General features: G+C 34.5%; 17 protein-coding genes. 12 read left to right on the forward strand and 5 right to left on the reverse strand.

Annotated features, from left to right (window positions below; all coding sequences use genetic code 11):
* Together AACZ30_RS07470 and AACZ30_RS07475 are read right to left on the reverse strand one after the other, a co-directional pair.
* Nucleotides 1–1,744 (reverse strand): GAF domain-containing protein (locus tag AACZ30_RS07470; RefSeq protein WP_339648590.1); only part of this gene is annotated, 1,744 nt, incomplete at its 3' end.
* A gap of 6 nt (nucleotides 1,745–1,750) precedes the next feature.
* Entirely contained in the window at nucleotides 1,751–5,392 is a 3,642-nt protein-coding gene (locus AACZ30_RS07475) for a chemotaxis protein CheB (RefSeq protein WP_339648592.1), read from the reverse strand.
* Between the two features lie 387 nt (nucleotides 5,393–5,779).
* On the opposite strand from AACZ30_RS07475, the gene AACZ30_RS07480 reads away from it, so the two are divergent.
* From AACZ30_RS07480 to AACZ30_RS07490, 3 genes are read left to right on the forward strand one after another with little or no spacing between them, the layout of a single operon-like run.
* Entirely contained in the window at nucleotides 5,780–6,559 is a 780-nt protein-coding gene (locus tag AACZ30_RS07480) for an ABC transporter permease (protein WP_339648593.1), read from the forward strand.
* Between the two features lie 2 nt (nucleotides 6,560–6,561).
* The gene (locus AACZ30_RS07485) at nucleotides 6,562–7,293 is read left to right on the forward strand and encodes an ATP-binding cassette domain-containing protein (RefSeq protein ID WP_339648595.1); all 732 of its coding nucleotides are present in this window, start codon (nucleotides 6,562–6,564) and stop codon (nucleotides 7,291–7,293) included.
* Between the two features lie 6 nt (nucleotides 7,294–7,299).
* Nucleotides 7,300–8,289: an MlaD family protein gene (locus tag AACZ30_RS07490; protein WP_339648597.1), complete on the forward strand. Its 990-nt coding sequence runs from the start codon at nucleotides 7,300–7,302 to the stop codon at nucleotides 8,287–8,289.
* Between the two features lie 59 nt (nucleotides 8,290–8,348).
* Here AACZ30_RS07490 and AACZ30_RS07495 read toward each other — a convergent pair whose 3' ends face one another.
* Complete coding sequence (locus tag AACZ30_RS07495) at nucleotides 8,349–8,612, reverse strand: zinc ribbon domain-containing protein (RefSeq protein WP_339648598.1); 264 nt, start codon at nucleotides 8,610–8,612, stop codon at nucleotides 8,349–8,351.
* A 56-nt stretch (nucleotides 8,613–8,668) separates the two neighbouring features.
* Nucleotides 8,669–9,079, reverse strand: a complete 411-nt coding sequence (locus AACZ30_RS07500) for a hypothetical protein (protein WP_339648600.1) — start codon at nucleotides 9,077–9,079, stop codon at nucleotides 8,669–8,671.
* A gap of 320 nt (nucleotides 9,080–9,399) precedes the next feature.
* Here AACZ30_RS07500 and AACZ30_RS07505 point away from each other — a divergent pair, with 320 nt between their 5' ends.
* Complete coding sequence (locus AACZ30_RS07505; RefSeq protein WP_339648602.1) at nucleotides 9,400–10,407, forward strand: Crp/Fnr family transcriptional regulator; 1,008 nt, start codon at nucleotides 9,400–9,402, stop codon at nucleotides 10,405–10,407.
* A 336-nt stretch (nucleotides 10,408–10,743) separates the two neighbouring features.
* On the opposite strand, the gene AACZ30_RS07510 is transcribed toward AACZ30_RS07505, so the two are convergent.
* Nucleotides 10,744–11,367 (reverse strand): WG repeat-containing protein, encoded by a 624-nt coding sequence (locus AACZ30_RS07510; protein ID WP_339648603.1) that lies wholly within the window; start codon nucleotides 11,365–11,367, stop codon nucleotides 10,744–10,746.
* Nucleotides 11,368–11,548: 181 nt separating this feature from the next.
* On the opposite strand from AACZ30_RS07510, the gene AACZ30_RS07515 reads away from it, so the two are divergent.
* The 8 genes from AACZ30_RS07515 to AACZ30_RS07550 all read left to right on the forward strand — a co-directional run bounded on the left by AACZ30_RS07515 (nucleotide 11,549) and on the right by AACZ30_RS07550 (nucleotide 19,674).
* Nucleotides 11,549–12,403 carry a universal stress protein gene (locus AACZ30_RS07515; RefSeq protein ID WP_339648604.1) on the forward strand — a complete coding sequence of 285 codons (855 nt, stop codon included), beginning with the start codon at nucleotides 11,549–11,551 and terminating at the stop codon, nucleotides 12,401–12,403.
* Nucleotides 12,404–12,415: 12 nt separating this feature from the next.
* Nucleotides 12,416–13,264, forward strand: a complete 849-nt coding sequence (locus tag AACZ30_RS07520; protein WP_339648606.1) for a universal stress protein — start codon at nucleotides 12,416–12,418, stop codon at nucleotides 13,262–13,264.
* Nucleotides 13,265–13,266: 2 nt separating this feature from the next.
* Complete coding sequence (locus AACZ30_RS07525) at nucleotides 13,267–14,100, forward strand: universal stress protein (RefSeq protein ID WP_208225176.1); 834 nt, start codon at nucleotides 13,267–13,269, stop codon at nucleotides 14,098–14,100.
* 37 nt (nucleotides 14,101–14,137) lie between these two features.
* Nucleotides 14,138–14,974 (forward strand): restriction endonuclease, encoded by an 837-nt coding sequence (locus AACZ30_RS07530; RefSeq protein WP_339648607.1) that lies wholly within the window; start codon nucleotides 14,138–14,140, stop codon nucleotides 14,972–14,974.
* Between the two features lie 4 nt (nucleotides 14,975–14,978).
* On the forward strand, nucleotides 14,979–16,352 hold the full coding sequence (locus AACZ30_RS07535; protein WP_339648608.1) for an MBL fold metallo-hydrolase: 1,374 nt from the start codon (nucleotides 14,979–14,981) through the stop codon (nucleotides 16,350–16,352).
* Nucleotides 16,353–16,814: 462 nt separating this feature from the next.
* Nucleotides 16,815–17,618, forward strand: a complete 804-nt coding sequence (gene proC, locus AACZ30_RS07540) for a pyrroline-5-carboxylate reductase (protein WP_075326596.1) — start codon at nucleotides 16,815–16,817, stop codon at nucleotides 17,616–17,618.
* A gap of 40 nt (nucleotides 17,619–17,658) precedes the next feature.
* Nucleotides 17,659–18,429 (forward strand): glutamate 5-kinase, encoded by a 771-nt coding sequence (gene proB, locus AACZ30_RS07545; protein ID WP_075326595.1) that lies wholly within the window; start codon nucleotides 17,659–17,661, stop codon nucleotides 18,427–18,429.
* Between the two features lie 45 nt (nucleotides 18,430–18,474).
* Nucleotides 18,475–19,674: a glutamate-5-semialdehyde dehydrogenase gene (locus AACZ30_RS07550; RefSeq protein WP_339648609.1), complete on the forward strand. Its 1,200-nt coding sequence runs from the start codon at nucleotides 18,475–18,477 to the stop codon at nucleotides 19,672–19,674.
* The last annotated feature ends 227 nt before the right edge of the window (nucleotides 19,675–19,901 follow it).

Below are 19,901 nucleotides of genomic sequence, written 5' to 3' on the forward strand. Positions count from 1 at the left end.
AGGAAAGAATATCGTCTATAATTCCTTCCATACGGTTAGAAGACTTTAAAATTGTCTCTATAGTTTCTAAAGCTTCTGCGGGTAAATTTTCACTAAAATCTTCCTTTAAAATTTGAGTATAACCGGTAATACCACGCAACGGACTGCGTAAATCGTGCGAAATTCCGTAGCTAAAAAGTTCTAAATCTTTATTAGCTTCTTCAAGATTTTGATTTAACCTACTAATCTCCTCTTTTTGCTTTTTTAGAATAAACTGGTTTAAATTTTCCCGAAAAGCTTTAGCAGTTTCAACTTCATAATCCAGCCAGGAGTTAGAAATCCCGTCCAGCTTTTCTGTCCATTTTTCAAAAGATTTACGCGGACTTAAACGCTGTTTTTCTTCGTTGTAAGTAAGCTTTTTATTGGGATTTCCGCCCCAACTTACCGTTTCGGGCACTTCGGGCCTAAACCAGATAATAAAATGATTTTTTGCACGTCCCAGCCTAATACTTAAAATTCCTGAAGCCGATTTTTTATAATTTTCGGCTGCCGCAAAATGTTTTTTAAGCTGTTTAGTGTAGAATATAATTTCTTCATTTTCTGCAAGAAAATTACTTAAATCTATCACCTCAGCTTCAGTTGGTGTATTGCCAAAAAGTTTAATTTCATCATTTAAAACCACTGCGCCTCCGCCACTTTCCATTAGTGAAGTAAACGGAATTTTGGCATTCTCGAGTCCCTCGCTTAATGTATTTTCAATCTTAAGATCGGCTAAAATCTTAGCTCTTAATTCAGAATTTTCACTAAATTTCTTATTGAAAATACAGGTTTGTATGGAAGCTATATTGTTAGAAAAAACCTGCGCTAAAAATTTACAGGTTTCCCGCTGAAAATAATTAATAAATTTTGCTGAATAGTGATGACAGGCTATAAGACCCCAGAGTTTCCCCTGTACAATAATGGCTGCGGTTAAAGAAGCCCCCACCTTCATGTTCTGCAAATATTCAATATGAATAGGCGAAACACCACGTAATGTAGATTTGGAAAGATCTAAAGGTTTCTTGGTAATTGGAGAACGTTCAGGAGAAATAGGAACAGGTTCATAATTCACATCTGAAATTATTCTCACTTTATGTTTTAAAAATAAATTTCGGGATTGCGAAGGAATATCGCTGGCAGGGTAATGTAGATCCAGCCAACTTTCTAAATGCTCTTCTTTCTCTTCGGCAACTACTTCGCCATTCCATTCTTCGTCAAACCGGTAAACCATAACGCGATCGTAACCGAAGATGTTTTTCATCAACTTGGCAGCAGTATTGCAGAGATTAGGAATAGTTTCATCTGCATCTAACCCATTAATAATACCGGTTAATTGCTGCTGAAAAACCATTGGTTCCCAATATTCCCCCAGTACTTCAAAATCTACAATAAGATGTTCTTCTGAAAAATGTGGTAAGACTATAAAATGCTTATTACCAATTTTTAGCTCTTCGGCTTTAAATCCAGTTTTTTGGTCTATTGTCGTAATAATCTTTTCAAATGCAGCTTTACCAATAAGGCTTTCGAGACCGTCGTTCAAAAGAGCTTTATGTGAGATACCGAAAAATTTTAAGGTATTTTCACTGGCCTGAATAATTTTAAAAGTTTTAGGATCTACCGCGAGAATAACACCGTGAGCCTGAGCTTTTCCAATTAAATGAATAGGTTCTTTTTCACAATTTCGAATATCTATCTTTTCGGGATACGAAAGCTGCTCTGAGCTCATACACAGCTATGCTTTTAATTTAAAATAAAAAGTACTGCCCACACCTACCTGGCTATCTACCCAAATGCTACCTTCATGCAGTTGTACAATTTTTTCTACGTGCGCCAGGCCAACTCCCGTACCATCATTTCCATTGGTTTCTTTCACTCGGTTAAAAATGGTAAAAATGTTCTTTTTATCTTCTTCAGAGATTCCGTAACCATTATCCATCACCGAGAAAACCCAGAATTTACCTTCACGATAAGCTGCAATACGAATATCGGGGTTACGTTCTTTTGGGGTATATTTTATGGCATTACTTATTAGGTTTTGAAATAACAGGCGTAATTCTACTTCGTAACCCATAATTTTTGGAAGCGTACCAGCATTTACTCTGGCATTGGTATCTTTTATTCTTTTACCGAGATCATATTTTACAACCTCAACCACTTCTTTAATGTTTACCAGGCTTTTTTCTCCATTTCGACCAATTCTGGAGTGTTCCAGTAAAGCTTTAATTTGTTCTGAAAGTCTTGTAGAAGCATCTTTTATATACTTCACATAATCTTTTCCTTTTTGGTCTAATTGGGAAGAGTACATTTTGCCTAAAACATCACTACCAAATTTAATGGTAGAAAGTGGCTCCTGGAGATCATGAGAACAAATAGATACAAATTGTTCCAAATCTTTGTTGGCGCGTTCAAGATCTTCGTGTTGTTGCTTTAATTTTAATTCAGCATCTTTAAGAGCAGAAATATCTACACAAGTATATCTAATAGTCATTATATTACCATCAGCATCTTTTTCGGCTGTGGCATTTAATATAACCGGAAGTAAATCTCCTGCAGCAGTTAGCATTTCTTGCTCCATATTCACAATAACACCGGTGTCTTTAAATTCTTTATTAGACTTTAATGCTTTAAGTTGGGACTCTTCGTTATAAAGATCAAAAACAGGTTTATCAATCAAATCTTCTTTAGAATTATATCCCAATCTACTAACAGCCATCTCATTGCAATGCACAATTAACTGGGTTTGCGGATCTACACTAATATGAATTACCGGGTCTTCTTCATAAAAAGATTTAAATCGTTTTTCACTGGCAATTAATTTTTCTTTAGAGCGTTGCAATAAACCAACGTCTATAAAAGTAATTACCACTCCGCTCACTTCATCATTAGAATTTATATAAGGCGAAATCCTTCTAAGATAATACGAACCGTCTTTAGTCATTACCTGCTTTTCAAGAATTTTTCCGGTTCTAAGAACTCGTTTGCAGCGGGTAATTAAATTGCTTTTACCCATACTGGAGGTAAAATGCTCAATAGGCCTACCTTCATCAGATTCTATTAAATTGAAGTGCCTTTGAATTGCTGGGGTAAATTTCCTTATTCTCAGCTCTCCATCCAGGAAAATCACTCCAATCTCGGTACTTTCCAGTAGGTTATTCATATCGGCATTTAATGCCGCCAGGTCTTCTACTTTCTGGAGATTTTCAGCATTTACCGTATTAATCTCTTCATTTACACTTTGTAATTCCTCGTTTGTACTTTGTAATTCTTCATTAGAAGCCAGGAGCTCCTCATTAGCAGCCTGTAACTCTTCGTTACTGGTTTCAATTTCTTCCATTGAAGTTTGCAACTCTTCCTTAGTCTCTTTGAGCTCCTCTTCAAGATCTGTAACAAATTCTTTGGTACGATTGTTAAGCGTTAGTTTATCTAGAGTTTTAACCTCCTTTAGGTTTACTTCTTTTTCTATAAAAGTAATTACAAAACTAGCATTGGCATCTTCTAATTGATGTTGATAAGGTTTTATTACAATATCTACAGATTTTTTTTCACCATTATGCTCAAAAGCGGCATCCTGATATCTAAGTTTTTCGTTATTCTTCTTAGCCTTTTTAACGGTACTCTGTATAATATACTTTAAATCTAAACCCAGCATATCCATTAGGTTTACTGAAAACCCATTAACCGGCAAGTTTGCATATTTTCTAAACTCGCCTACTGCCTGTAAAATATTAAAATCGTTATCTATAAAAACACTGGCACCGCCAAAAGTTTCAAGGATAGTTTCATTAAGTTCTTCGGCGAGTTTATTTTTAACTGGATTTGATGTTTTTCTATAATTTGGCCTTTGAATTTCTTTTGTATTAGAAAGTGACCTGCTTTGAGCAGTTGCTGCCGATATATTTGAATTTAAACGTTTATCAGCATTTTCATTTTGATAAATTTTAGCCGAACGATTTATCACTTTAAAGTTATTTTTTTGGGACGAAACATTTTCTGAAGTTCCCAAAACCAAATAACCGCCAACTTTTAAAGCATATTGCAAAAAGTTTAAAGCCTTATTCTGAATTCCGGGTTGGAAATAGATTAATAGGTTTCTGCAAGCCACCATATCCATATTGCTGAAAGGCGGATTTTTAATGATATTATGTCTCGAAAAAACCACCATTCGGCGCATTTTATCAATAACTTTATATCCATTAGGCTCGCTTATAAAATATTTCAGTAATAAATCTGAATCAATATCGGCAACAATGCTTTCGGGGTAAAAGGCTTCTCCTCCAATATCCAGGTGTTTTTGCGAAATATCTGTTGCAAAAATCTTTATATCTATACTTTTTCGTTGCTTCTCAATTTCTTCATTAATAAGCATGGCAAAAGAATAAGCTTCTTCTCCACTGCTACAGGCAACATCCCAAAGTTTTATAACCTCTCCATCCTTTTTTTCTTCTACCAGTTTAGGAATTACCTCTTCTCTAAGTATTTTCCAAACTTTTGAATCTCTAAAAAACTTGGTAACCCCAATTAAAAATTCCCGATGTAAAATCTCTACCTCTTCATCGTTATTTAATAAGAATTGATAATAATCTGAAAGACTATTGCATTTACATACATTAACCCTTCTGGCAATTCTACGGGCAAGCGTGGCGTGTTTATATTCTCTAAAATCAAGACCGGTTTTTTCGTCTATAAAGCGAAGAATTTTCATCAGTTCGCTCTCATTGTAGTTATAGTCACCGTCCTTAAAATGAAAAACCGCGGGAGAATCTATAAAATTCCTGAGTTCCTGCGCCATTTTTGAAATAGGTAGAACGTAATCTACTAATCCAGTATTTATGGCACTTTGCGGCATCCCGTCAAACTTAGATTCTTCGGGATCCTGCACCATAATCATTCCGTCGCGTTCTTTTATTGCCCTTACCCCTCGGGTACCGTCACTGCCGGTGCCACTTAAAATTATTCCTATAGCTTTTTCTTTACGCTCTTTAGAAAGTGCTTCAAAGAACATATCTATAGGCAGGTTTAAACTTTGATCTTTAGGTTTTTCTACCAGGTGAAGTTTATTCTTTTCAAAAGATAAATTATTGGCCGGCGGAATTAAATAAATATGACCCTGCTTCAGCTTCATTTTATTCTTAATCTCCCGAATTGGCAGGTTGGTGCTCTTTTTAAGAAGTTCTCCCATCATACTTTTATAATCTGGGGAAAGATGCTGAATAACTACATAAGCATTCTTATCGGTTTCGGGTATGTCTTTGAAAAAAGCTTTAAGCGCTTCGAGCCCCCCGGCACTTGCACCTACAGCAATAACACGCGGTTCGTCAATTTTAAGCTTAGTTTCTAACTCCGATTTAGAAGGATAGTTATTTACTTTTGTCATTTAGAAATGATTAAGTCAGTCTTGTATATTTAAAAAGGCAAACACCAAAAATATATGTTAAGTCAGAGAAATGTGAACCCATTTGCCATTTATATTAACAAAATCGCCTTAAACTGCGGATTGCACCACTTCACAAGTGTCAAAATTTAATTTTTAATAAGCTAAAATTAACAAGTTTTTTAAAATTAAAATGTTAAAAAAATATTTTAGTTCGTTCCGGTAACTTCCAACTTTATCTAAATTTTTCCCTTATAAGCTTTAATAAGCTGATTTATATCATTTCTATTAAAAGCGTTTAGAGCTAAATTTACCTGGCATTCAAGCAGTTCTATATTCAATTGATTGAATAATAATTTAATCCCTGGTTTTCTACTGAAATAATTTAAGATGAAAATACTATCCTCATATCAATCGGGTTTAAGTTCATTTTTTCTGGAGATCGGGGAAATGGGGAAGTTTACCGGCAGGTATTTTAGAGAACTTTTTAGTAGGCCTTTTGAGTTCAGGGAATTTCTGAAACAATGCTACCAAATGGGCAATAAATCTTTGCTTTTAGTTAGTGTAACAGGATTTATTTTAGGCCTTGTGTTTACCCTACAATCCCGCCCTACCCTAATGGAATTTGGTGCGGTTTCGTGGATGCCGTCTATGATAAGTATTTCTATAGTTAGAGAAATTGGCCCGGTAATTATCGCCCTCATTTGTGCCGGAAGAATTGGTTCAAGTATTGGAGCCGAATTAGGTTCTATGCGGGTTACCGAGCAAATAGATGCTATGGAAGTTTCAGGAACAAATCCGTTTAAATTTCTGGTAGTAACCAGGATATTGGCCGCCACTTGTATGCTACCCATTTTAGTAATAGTTGGAGATTTTGTTGCACTAATTGGTTCTGCAATTATAGAGAACATAAAAGGTGAGGTTTCTTTTACCCTTTATTTTAACCAGGTATTTGCCGCGCTGGAATTTACAGATCTTCTTCCGGCAACGGTAAAAACTTTTTTCTTTGGGTTTGCCATTGGCCTGGTAGGTTGTTTTAAAGGATACAATAGCAAAAAAGGCACCGCGGGGGTTGGGAAAGCCTCCAATTCTGCCGTGGTTTTTACTTCTATGCTACTGTTTGTACTGGATTTTATCGCCGTTTTTATCACTGATATTTTTTATAATTAAAAATGGAAAATAAAGCCGTAATAGAAATAAAAGACCTGTACAAAAGCTTTGGCGACGTTGAAGTTTTAAAGGATTTCAATTTAAATTTATTTGATGGTGAAAACCTTGTTCTAATGGGAAAATCGGGTTCAGGAAAATCGGTGATGATAAAATGTCTGGTAGGTTTAATGGATTTTGATAGAGGTAGTATTAAAGTTTTAGGGAAAGATATTTCTAAAATGAAACAAAACGAGCTGGATGAAATAAGAACCGATATAGGTTTTTTGTTTCAGGGCAGTGCTTTATACGATTCTATGACGGTTAGGGAAAATTTAGAATTTCCGCTAAGAAGGCACAGAAAAAATTCTGAAAGAAAAACTGAAGAACTGGTAAAAGAGGCGTTGGAAAATGTAGGCTTGCCACAAACTATAGACCTAATGCCCGCAGAACTTTCGGGAGGTATGCAACGTAGAATTGCTTTAGCAAGAGCACTTATTCTAAAACCAAAGATTATAATCTACGACGAACCCACAACGGGTTTAGACCCAATTACTGCAAAAGAAATTATTTTATTAATGATGAATATTCAGAAAAAATATGCAACCTCATCTATAATAATTACTCACGATGTAGATTGTGCGAGGGTAATTTCTAACCGAATGATCTTATTACTTGACGGAAAAAATTATGCTGAAGGAACTTTTAACGAACTGGCAGCATCTGGTGATCCAAAAATTAAAGCATTTTTTAAATAAAAAGCTATGAAATCAAATTCTGCACAAAATATAAAACTTGGGGTTCTCATTGTTTCGGGGCTTATTATTTTCACCCTTGGAGTTTTCTTTATTGGAAACAAGCAAAACCTGTTTGGAGATTCTATTCTGGTAAGTTCTGTTTTTAAAAACGTAAATGGATTGCAATCGGGAAATAACGTTCGTTATTCTGGTGTGAACGTTGGTACGGTAAAAGAAATTAAATTTTTAAATGATACGGCAATTTGTGTAGATATGCTTATTAATAGGGAAGCCGGAAATTTAATTAAAAACAATGCACTGGCTACCATAAATTCAGACGGCCTAGTTGGAAGTATGGTTTTAAATATTTTACCCTCAAGCCAGGCACCTTCTCCCACCATCAAGGAAGGCGACACACTCTCTTCAATTAGCCAGGTGGCAACTGCCGATATGCTAAACACCCTGAATAAAACCAATGAAAATGCAGCATTATTAACCCAGGATTTATTAAAAATCACCAATAGTATAAATTCTGGAGAAGGCGTTTTAGGAGATTTACTCAAAGACAAAACCCTGGCTAAAAATGTACAGGAAAGTGTTGAAAATTTAAATGAAACAACCAAATCTGCCAGGTTGGGATTGGCAAAACTAAATGGAATTTTAAATAATGTAGATTACGAAAATTCTGTGGCGGGTTTGCTTCTTAGCGACTCCAGTGCACAAAAAAGTTTCAGCACAATTATTAAAGATTTGGAAACTACATCTTCGCAAATAAAGGGGATTAGCGTAGATCTGGGGGAATTTTCTAACAATCTTAATTCAGAAAAAGGAGCGCTTAATTATGTGCTAAAAGACAGCAGTTTTGTGAATCATTTAGATCAAAGTATGGAAAATATTGAAGAAGCTACCCATCGTTTTAATGAGAATATGGAAGCTTTAAAGCATAATATTCTATTCCGTGGATATTTTAGAAAACTGGAGCGCCAAAAAGCGCGCGCCGAAAAAGAAGATCAATAATGAAATCTTCTACAGAAATTTTCTTTTTAAAAACGAAATATGCTTCTGGAAAGGAAGAATTAAATATGTTCCATTCGCCACCGTTTAAGCTCGGGTAGTTTTTTTATAAGTTGCCGGGCTTCTTCCAGGCTAATATCTTCGTGCATTTCTGCCATCTCTAATAACTTCACTTCTAATTGATGTAAATTAAGCGATTTATCGGTAAAAGCACCATCCTGGTAGCAGTCGCGACAATAATCGGAATTTTCCGATTTATCGCGATTTGTACCTACCGTGGCTTTTGTAAATGGCCAGCCACAACTTTGGCAAATTAAGGTTTTCATCAGCTAATTTTATTAAAATATACGAAGAAAAATCAATATAATACGTTCAATTTTAATCATTTAGAAAGCAGCATTTTTAATTTTGAAAGCATTATAAGCTCAGATTTATTTTTTCCTGCAAACGAAGCTGCAATAGCATCTGCTGTTTCCCAAATTAACTGTTTAATTGGTAAAGTAAACAAGCCTTCATTTTCCTTTTTGTATTGTCTAAACTCGTTAAATGCCCATGTTGCTTCGGGAGAATTTTCTTCAAGCCAATCAAAGATCATTTCAATCTTATAGGCTTCATCGGTTCCATATTCGTCCGTTTTATTATCTATTGGCACCCATTTCTTTTGCACCAGGTTGTTAAGCGTTTTAATCTCTTCGGCTTGCACTACTTTATCAGAAGCCGCAATGGCGTAAAAAAGCATCCCAATATTCTGATAAAATTCTTCGGTGAAAACTTGTTTTTTAGATAGTTCCATAATAAAAAGTTTACTCGCTTAGCGAGAGTTAATGCTACGCGATTTTTCACGAAATAATTCGCTCTTTAAAGATAAGTCTCAGAAACTTAGCTGAAAATGATAAAAATCAGTTTTTATGCGGAAGTATTCTTTTTCTAAAGAATAGCAATAATAATTAAACACCTGATTTTTAGTTTTTTAAATAATTTATCCGCCATATACGTTTTAAAAATAACTTTGTATATTTAGGTGTTGTTTAAAAGCATTTCCCCAACTTCCCCCCGCCTGAAATGCGAAACAATCCCCAATCAACGTATTCTTAATATTTAAGCTCTGCAGGGATGAAGCGTATTCTATATATTTTAGATAAAACTTCCGGTCATCTAATTCCAGATGAATTGGCGGAAAACCTCGATTATAAATTTATATACTCAAATTCCCCAACAAGCTTAGAAAGTTTATTAATAAAAAATAAACCAGATTTGCTTATTTGGGCAGTAAAAATCCCGATTTCACCTAAAGTAATTCATAGAAATCCTGGGATTTTAAAGCTTCCCATACTCTCTATTATTGCTGAAACTAATACCCAAAAACCCCTTCATAAAAAACAAAATTTTTTATTCCTGAATTCTTCGAAACAGGAGCTAAAGAAGAAAATTTTATTTCTCACAAATGCTAAAATGGAGAATCTTATACCATCTAAAAAGCCAGATAAATCTTTAGTTCCAAATATTGAAGCTTTAAAAAGTTATATGAAAAAAAAGGGTGAGTTAATAAGCCTGGATAAACATAAAATATTGTTTCATGAAAACCGCCATTCAAGTTTTATCTATTTAATTAAACAAGGTTTGGTTAAAACTTCCAGGATGGACCAACTGGGAAAAGAATTGATTACTGGTATTTACCGTAAAAATGATTTATTGGGACTTTACGGATTTCATAAGCATCCCGTTGCAACTGAAATGGCAACCACCTTAGAAGCTTCTCAATTTTACAGGATCTTATATACTGATTTTAGGGAAATTCTACAGCAAAACCAGGAGTTAAGCCTGGATTTAGCCCAATATTTAACCGATACTGTTTTAGAATTAAAATCGCAACTTTTAGAAATGGCTTATGCGTCGGTATTAAAAAAAACTTCTAATACTATTCTTCAGTTTGCAGAAGAAATGCAAAACCCAGAATTTAAAGGGCTTAATATTTCCAGAACCGATTTGGCCAGTATAGCCGGAATTTCTACCGAAAGTTTTATTCGAAGCCTCTCCAGCTTAAAAAAAGAAGGAATCATTGCAATAAAAGGTAAAAAAATAAAGATCCTGAAACCAGATAAACTACAGGAAATCACATAGTCCTAATTTTTTGTTAAATACTGGTTTTCTGACATTTGTCATTTTTTTTAAGTATGTTTTCGTCTATTTTTAAAACAGGAAATTTATCTATATATATTCAAAAATTTGTTTTTCCTAACTCCCAGAGTTGGAAATCAAATTAGAAGATATCAAAGGTATTTTTTAACCTGATATACAAATTTTACTTCGTGTAAGATCACTGATATCAAACCAGTGTTAAAGAATAAACTTAATATCTTCTTAAGAAACAGGAGGCAATGGTCTCCTGTTTCTGTTTTTAGAGCTTACTTTCTATCCTATTTACAATTAAATTTAAGCAACTATAAAAGGAACTTTTTAAAGCTTATGAATTCGCCATTTTTTATTGGGACCTTTTACACTTAGCAAATTCTCGCCCAACCATTTTGCATTAATCTCTGGTGCCTCTCGTAATTTTTGTTTAGAAACAGCTACAGGAAAAGGCCCTTCTAAATATTTTAGTACTTCCCCATCCTTATCAATAAGAACTACATCATATTTATAAGACAGCACATTCTTACCCAAAAGCTGGTTCTCACCAAGTCTCTCTTCTTCTAGCTTTAATGCCAAGGCTTTCCCCTTAGAAAAGTTGCTTACATTTAGAAATTCAGGTTCAATTACTGTTTTTCCTTCAGCATTTATAAAACCATAATAGTTAACGCCATCTTTCTTTTTACTAATAATAGCCCTTTCTTCTTTTAGTTGAGGATATTCAATTCCCGCAACGCCAATTCTATTTTTTTTAGGGTTCTTATTCATAACAAGATCGTTTCTAAGTTCAAACAGCACCTCGCCACTGGTATCTATAAAACCCCAATTATCGCCTAACCTTACCGTACTAAAACCCTCTTCCTGATTAGAAACAAAATCAAATTCTTTCGGTTCTTGTGCAAATAACACAAACGGAATACTTATTAAGATTCCTAATATTAAATTTTTCATCTTTAAAAGTTTTAAAATTACCATTAAATATATTTCAAAACATTGATAATAAATATGATACACGTCATACTAAGCTAAAACTTTCTTCTCCTGTAAAAGCTTAAAATTAAATTACAAACTGATTTTCCTCATAGTTTAAACTTAGGTGTTCTCTTAACTTTATTAATCAAAGTCCAAGAAGATGAGAAAGATAATCTTACCCACCGATTTTTCAGAAAATGCCTATAACGCATTGCGATTTGCCTGCCAACTTTTTAAATATGAAAAGAGTGAAATAATTCTTTTAAACACTTACGCCGATAAGGTGTATACCGATGAAAATCTGTTAAGTAAAGAATTGATAGATGAGCTTAAGGCGGTTACCAAAACAAAGGCTGAAATGGCTTTAAATGAAATTAGCATTAAGGTTCACAACGAATTTTGCAATCCCAGGCATAAAATTAGATCTGTAGCAGCATTTGTTGATTTGGTAGACGAGGTTAACAGCCTGGTAAATTCAGAAAATGCCGATCTTGTTATTATGGGAACTCGTGGGGCTACAAACGATAGGGAACTTGGTTTTGGGAGTAATACTTTACTTGTTTTAAAATATGTGCAATGCCCGGTTTTGGCCATTCCAGAAAATTTTAGCTATCAGGAACCAAAAAACATCTTATTTCCAACCAATTTTTTAATTCCGTATCAAAAACGTGAATTGAAAGTTGTGGGAGAAATTGCCCGCGATTTTAAGTCTGTTATTCATTTTCTGTATTTATCTAAACATAAGGCAACTTCAGCAAGACAAAAAGATAACCTGGAATTTTTGCACGAGCAATTCTATAATATTCGCTTAGAAAAACACCAAAGTGAAGAGTTGCAAAAGGAAAAAGCAATAGAAGAATTTATAGCAAATAATAATATAGATCTTTTGGTGATGGTAAATTCCCGTCACACTTATTTAGAAGATATGCTCCTTACTTCTACCATAGATAAAGTGGGTCTTCATCCTAAAGTTCCACTACTGGTATTACAAAATTTTAATAGGGAATGCATTTAAAATTTAGAAATCATGAAAAAAATACTTTTACCCACAGATTTTTCAGAAAACGCTTATAACGCGATTTCTTATGCCATTAAAGCATTTAAGGATGTAGAATGTACTTTTTATCTTCTAAATACATATACCCCGGTTTTGTATGATTCTGAATATATATTATACAACAGTACACAACCTAATCTCGCTGAAGCTTATAAAAAAAACTCCCTCACAGGATTACGAAAAGTAGAACGGAAAATTAATCGTGATTTTAATAATCCAAAGCATCATTTCGAAAAAATTTCAGCTTTTAATCTCCTTATAGATGAGATGAAAGAACAGGTGAAATCTAAAGAAATAGACCTGGTAGTAATGGGAACCCAGGGTGCAACCGGGGCTGAAGAAATTTTAATAGGTACCAATAGTGTGCACGCAATTAATAAGCTAAGAACGCCTTTTTTAATGATCCCTTCGGGATATGAATACCAACCTCCGGTAAATATTCTATTTCCCACAGATTTTGAATTGAATTTTAGCACTGCGCAACTGGAACCAATTTTAAATTTAGCCGAAGAACATACTTCAAAGCTTAATATTTTACACGTTTATTTTGGAAAAGACCTGAACCAAAATCAGGAAAAAAATAAGAAGAACCTCAGTAAAATCCTGGAAGATACTGCGCACCAATTTTATACAATTGAAGACAAAAGCGTACCAAAAGCCATAAAAAAATACCAGGAACAGCACGAGGTAGATTTACTTTTCATGGTAAATAACAAACGTAGCTTTTTTGAAAATCTTCTTTTTAGACCGGTAGTTAATAAAATAGGTTTTCATATTAAAGTACCCTTTATGGTCATTCAATCAGGAAAATTCAACTAGTTATGAAAAATATACTCATCCCCACAGATTTTTCGGCTAACGCCTGGAAAGCTACCGTCTACGCCTTTAGTTTATTTCAAAATGAGCTGTGTAATTTCTATTTTTTAAATGCCTGCAAACCCGAATTCTATACTCCCGATATTAATGGCGCTAGTTTAGCTCAGGCAAAAAGCGAAAATAAAGTCCTGATGAATAAGTTGCTGAAAGAAGTAGCTATAATTAATAAGAATCAGAACCATAGGTTTAAGTCTGTAATTATAGAATCCTGGTTAAACGATGCGGTTGTTGAGATTCAAAATGAAATAATTTTTGATCTTATAGTAATGGGAACAAAAGGAGAAACCGAAGCAGACGACAGGATTTTTGGTACAAATAGTATGAATGTAATTGAAACCGTAGACCATATGCCGGTTTTACTTATACCAGAAAATTGTGTGTATGTACCCGAAGTAAAAAAAGAACTGGTATTGGCAACCCGGTTTGATAAATCATTTTCAGATTATGAGATAAATTTTTTAATAGATATGGCTAAGAAATTTAAGGCCTGTATTAGGATTCTTTATATCCAGGATACTGAAAATTTATCTGAAGAACAGCTCAATACAAAAGAAGAGCTACACGACTATTTTAAAGATGTTTCCCATAGTTTTCACACCCTAACCAATATTGAAGTTACCAAAGGAATTCACAGTTTTATTCAAAGTAGAAATAGTGATGTGTTGGTTTTGAACCATAAAAAAAGAGGCTTTTTTCAAAATCTATTTTCAAAATCTCTGCTAAAAGAATTAGGAAAAAAACCCCAAATTCCTATGCTTTTTATGCCTTCAGATCTATAATTTTTTACAAAGTTAATTCTTGAAAAATCTCCTAAAAATGAATATCTCTAATCTAAAAATTATAAAAGCCTCTGGTGAAAAAGCTAAATTTTCTATAGACAGGGTTGCAGAATCTTTAAGGAGGTCTGGCGCCAATGAAGAACTTATTCAAAAAACCCTGGAAAAACTCAAAACCGAACTGTACGAAGGTATCACCACCAAAGAAATATATAATCGTGCTTTTAATTTGCTCAAAGAAGATAATAAAACCAGTGCTTCAAAATATAAATTAAAAACCGCTATTTACGAATTGGGCCCCACCGGATTTCCTTTTGAAAAATTTATTGCCGCACTTTTAAGTTATAGTGGTTATAAAACCCAAACCGGAAAAATATACCAGGGAAAATGCGTTACCCACGAGATAGATGTGGAGGCAAAAACAGATTTAAAGCTAATTTTAATAGAATGTAAATTTCACAATGCAGGTAGAAATTGTGATGTAAAAATTCCGCTTTATATAGATTCCAGGTTTCGGGATATAAAAAATTTTAGAAGTAATGGAGAGAATAAATTAACCTTTGAAGAAGGTTGGGTGGTTACCAACACACGGTTTACATCTGATGCAGTAAAATATGCCAAATGTGCCAACCTTAAATTATTAAGCTGGGATTATCCAAAAGGCCAAGGACTTAAAGATAGAATAGACCAGTTAGGTTTATACCCTATAACTGTTTCTACCCTACTTTCAGAAAGAGAAAAAAACTTTTTGTTAAGTCGGGATGTAGTTTTGTGCCAGGAACTTATAAACGATACCTTTTACCTGGATCATTTAGGCATCAGCAATCCTCGCAAAAAGAGAATACTTGAAGAAATGAGAGATCTTTGTAAACATTAAAATTATGGAAAATCAAGTAAAAATTCATTTCCTGGGAGGTTCGGGAACAGTAACAGGCTCAAAATTTCTCGTAGAAACACCCGAGTTGAATTTCTTAATAGACTGCGGACTCTTCCAGGGAATTAAAAGTCTGCGGGAACTCAATTGGAAAGATTTTCCGTTTGATCCTAATAATATAGATCTCATACTGCTTACCCACGCCCACCTGGACCATACAGGATATCTCCCAAAATTGGTAAAACAAGGATATAAAAATCCTATTCTTGGTACCCTACCAACTTTAGGAATTGCAGCGGTTATTTTAAAAGACAGTGCAAAGATCGAGGAAGAAGATGCAGAAAGAACCAATAAGGAAGAATATAGCAAACACCATCCGGCTTTGCCTTTATATACCACGAGTGATGCCGAAAAAACTATAGGTTTATTTAAAAGTATAAAGCTGAATGAGTGGCATAGAATTTCAGAAAATATAAAATATCGTTACCAGACCAACGGCCATATTTTAGGTTCAACGTTTATAGAAATTGAGATTTTTGAAAAACGGTTTGTATTCTCAGGCGATATTGGGCGGGAAAAAGATTTACTTTTAGAAGCACCCAATAAACCAGAATGTGCAGATTACTTATTTTTAGAGAGTACCTATGGTGATAGACTTCATCCCGAAGATGATTCAGACGAAATTTTTATTGAAGCAATTAAGGAAACCGTAAACAAAAAAGGAAACCTTATTATTCCAAGTTTTGCAGTAGAGCGTTTGCAGGGAATTATGTATAAATTATACCTTTTAATCAAAAAGAATAAAATCCCAAAAATCCCTATTTACATAGATAGCCCAATGGGTAATGAAGTTCTTGGTTTATTTGAAGGTTTTAGCAAGTGGCATAAAATTGAGCAAGGTGAATTTAGAAAAATGCTATCCTATTTTAATATCATCACTTCATACCGCGATACCTGGAAAACTATAGATGAAAACAAGTCTAAGATTGTAATAGCCGGCAGCGGAATGGTTACCGGCGGCCGTGTACTCACCTATCTTCGTTATTTAATAGATAAACCTGAAACCACAGTGCTATTAGGAGGTTACCAGGCCGAAGGCACCAGAGGCAGGCAGCTGGAAAACGGAGCTTCAGAAGTAAAAATCTTTGGAAAATATTGCCCGGTAAAAGCAAAAATTTTAAAAATGGAAAGTCTCTCTGCCCACGCCGATCAAAAGGAACTACTGGATTGGATGTCAGAAATAAAAAATATTCCTGAAAAGATATTTTTAATCCACGGCGAGCCCACCGCTCTAGACTCATTAAGAGTAAAAATAAAAGATCGTTATAATTGTGCAGTGAGCATTCCTGCCATTAACGATGTTGTAACGCTACAGCTTTAAATTCACAAAAATTCGACGAAAACCTTTTCGTTCAATTTAGCACCTTTTTTCTGCAATAATGGCAGTAAAAATGGCAGTTTTTTAATGGAATAAAATTTAAATAAAAATTTAGGGTTTATTCCATTTTCGGCTAAAGGCATAAGTAATACTTCCTAAATTGAATAATTCTTAACGTTTTTCATAATCTTTATTATCTCAAAAGCTAATAATAAAAGGGCTTCAATCTACCTAATTATAAGGCTTAAGCATCATCAAAATTTATTTAAAAACCGCTGAAAACGGCTGTTTTTAGATTAGTTTAACCTAATATTTTATTAGTTACGGTCAAAATAAATTAATTTAATCCTTGCTTTTGGCAGGCAAGTACGGTTTTAATGGGAAACATTGCATGGTCTTTGTTCTTAATGGCCCAGACTTGAAAGTCTAAAAGTTGAAATAAATTAATTAACCAAAAAATAAAGAATGAAAGTATTAGTAATTGGAGCAGGAAATATGGGACTTACTTACGCCGAGGGAATGGCAAAGTCTAGTTTACTTAATCACCGAAATCTAATGATTTTTGATAAATCGGCTGAAATAATAACTACACTTAGTAAAGTAGACCATTTTGATGTATACGATGATATTGAAGAATGCCTACCAAAGGCAGACATCGTATTCCTTGCTGTAAAACCCTATCACTGTGATGATTTATTTGAGGAAATAAAACCTTTAGTAAACGACCAGCAAATATTTGTCTCTTTAATGGCCGGCGTTACTATAGATAAAATACAACAAGGTTTAAACGTGAAAAAAGTTGTACGTTCAATGCCTAACCTTCCTGCACAGGTAGGAAAAGGAGTTACCTCGTTTACCGAAGCAAAAGAAATCTCTCGTGTAGAACTTCTTATGGTTAGAAATTTATTAGACACCACGGGAGCTTCAATTCATGTAGAAACAGAAAAATTTATAGATGCTTCTACAGGAATTTCAGGAAGCGGGCCGGCATATGTTTTCTATTTCATGAATTCTATGATGGAAGCAGCTTTAAAAATGGGCTTTTCTAAAAACGATTCTAAAGTTTTGGTAAGCCAAACATTTGAAGGTGCCGTAAAACTTTTTAATGAATCAGATCTTTCGGCCAGCACCTGGATGGAGCGCGTTGCTTCTAAAGGGGGGACAACCCGTGCAGCTTTAGATTCTATGGACGATAACAACGTTGAAGAATTAATTAAAGATGCGGCTTACGCGGCATTTGACAGAGCTGTAGAACTGGGAAAAGAGTAATCTAAATCTAAAAAAGGAAGTTTAAATATAACTTTATAAAATGGAAAAAAAGAGAATCGTAGTTAAGGTCGGGACCAATGTAATGACCAATAAAGATAACAGGATTTTAGGCCCTGTACTAAAACATCTTGTAGAACAAATAGCTACACTATATGAAGAGGATGTAATGGTAGTTCTCGTTTCTTCAGGATCGGCAATTGCCGGAAAAGAAGTTCTTGGAGATGTAGATATTGAAGATGCCTCAAAAAGAAGACAGGTATTTTCTGCAGTGGGCCAACCACGTATGATGCGTCACTACTATAGTATCTTCCACGATTTTGGAATGCGTTGTGCGCAGGTACTGGCAACTAAAAGAGATTTTAGCCCGGGTATTCACCGCGAAAATATGATTAACTGTTACGAGTCTTTATTATCTGAAGGAATTATACCTATTGCTAATGAAGATGATGCAGTATCGGTAACAATGTCTATGTTCTCTGATAATGATGAACTGGCAAGCCTTGTGGCTGAACTAATTAATGCTGATGCCTTAATTATTTTGAGTGATACAGATGGATTATACACCGGCCATCCAGAAGATGATGAATCAGAAAAACTTAACAAAGTTACGGTTGATGAAAACGTAGAAAAATACGTTCAGGAATCTGGAAAAGGCGAAGGTGAAGGCCGTGGTGGTATGGAGTCTAAAATTAAGATTGCCAAAGGTACCGCTGCTAAAAACATCACCACTTATATCGCAAACGGTAAACAGAAAAATGTAATTCTGGATATCGTAGCCGGTAAACCGGTAGGTACAAAGTTTACCGCATAGAAAAATAAAAATTGAAGTTTAATCAAACTAAAAATAAATCGAATAATGAAATTATTAGATTCTAAAACCAAAAATAACGTTTTGCAATCCATGATTAATATTTTGGATAAGAGACGTGAGGAAATAGTAGCCTCAAATAAAAAAGATCTTGACGCTTTTGGCGAAGGAGACCAGGCTATGCGTGATAGATTGGTAGTAAACAATGCCAAGGTAGACGATATGATACGCTCTGTAAAAGAAGTTATGGACCAGGAAGATCCTGTAGGCCAAACTATAGAGCATAGAAGATTGGATACCGGTTTAGATATTACCAACAAAACCGCACCATTCGGAACGATTATGATTATCTATGAATCCCGTCCCGATGTTACAATTGAAGCCGCTGTACTTGCTTTTAAAGCAAATAATAAGATCTATTTAAAAGGTGGAAAAGAAGCAAACCATTCTAATAGAATTCTTGAGGAATGTTGGCACGAAGCGCTTCAGGAAAACGGTTTGGAAAAAGACTGGATCGAGCTATTACAAATGAATAGAACCGAAACCCAGGAGTTCCTTAAAAATCCGCCACAACATATAGATTTAGTTGTTCCAAGAGGTGGAGAAAAGCTTATTGCTTTTGTAAAAGAACATTCTACAGGCGCAGTTTTAGTAAGCGGACGAGGAAATAATTTCCTTTATGTTTCTAAGAATGCCAATTTTGATACAGCTAAAAGAGTAATGCTAAATGCTAAAATCGATAAGATTTCAGGATGTAATGCATTAGATAAGGTATTAGTTGATAAAAATCTACCGGACTTTGAAAAAAGAGTAAAAGAATTGTATGATATGTTCACAGAGAATAAAGTACATATTCAGGTAGACGATGATATCGCTAAGATACTTCCAAATGAAGAAAAAATACCTTCTGAAGATACCTGGTATGAAGAATTCCTGGCCATGAGAATTGTACTTGGTGCTATTGATGGTAACGACGCCGCAATGGATAAAATCAATAAATATTCAGGAGGACATTCTGCAGTGATTATCACTGATGATAAGAAAGAAGCCGCCAACTTTATGGAGCAGGTAGACAGTGCCGCTGTGTATCACAACGCTTCTACTAGATTTACAGATGGTGGCCAAATGGGAGTTGGTGCAGAGCTCGCTATTAGTACCGATAAACTTCACCACCGTGGACCACTTGGTTTAAAACAATTGGTTACCAATAAATACTATGTATTAGGAGAAGGCCATATTAGAGAGTAGTTTTTTCTCTAAAATAAGCTTTAAAACCGCTGAGAAATTCAGCGGTTTTTTTATGCTCAATTTTTATAAAAACAAAATTTTTTCTTTTATAAATGTAACTTTTACGCACTTCTTGAGTCTTATAAAAAAAGAAACGTTTATCAATGAAAAAAGCTATTTACACGCTGGCCTTTATTGGCGCCCTATATAGTTGTAAAACCACGCAAACCTCAAAAGAAAATCAACCC

Origin of the sequence: uncultured Salegentibacter sp., assembly GCF_963972535.1 — a bacterium.
Classification (GTDB): domain Bacteria; phylum Bacteroidota; class Bacteroidia; order Flavobacteriales; family Flavobacteriaceae; genus Salegentibacter.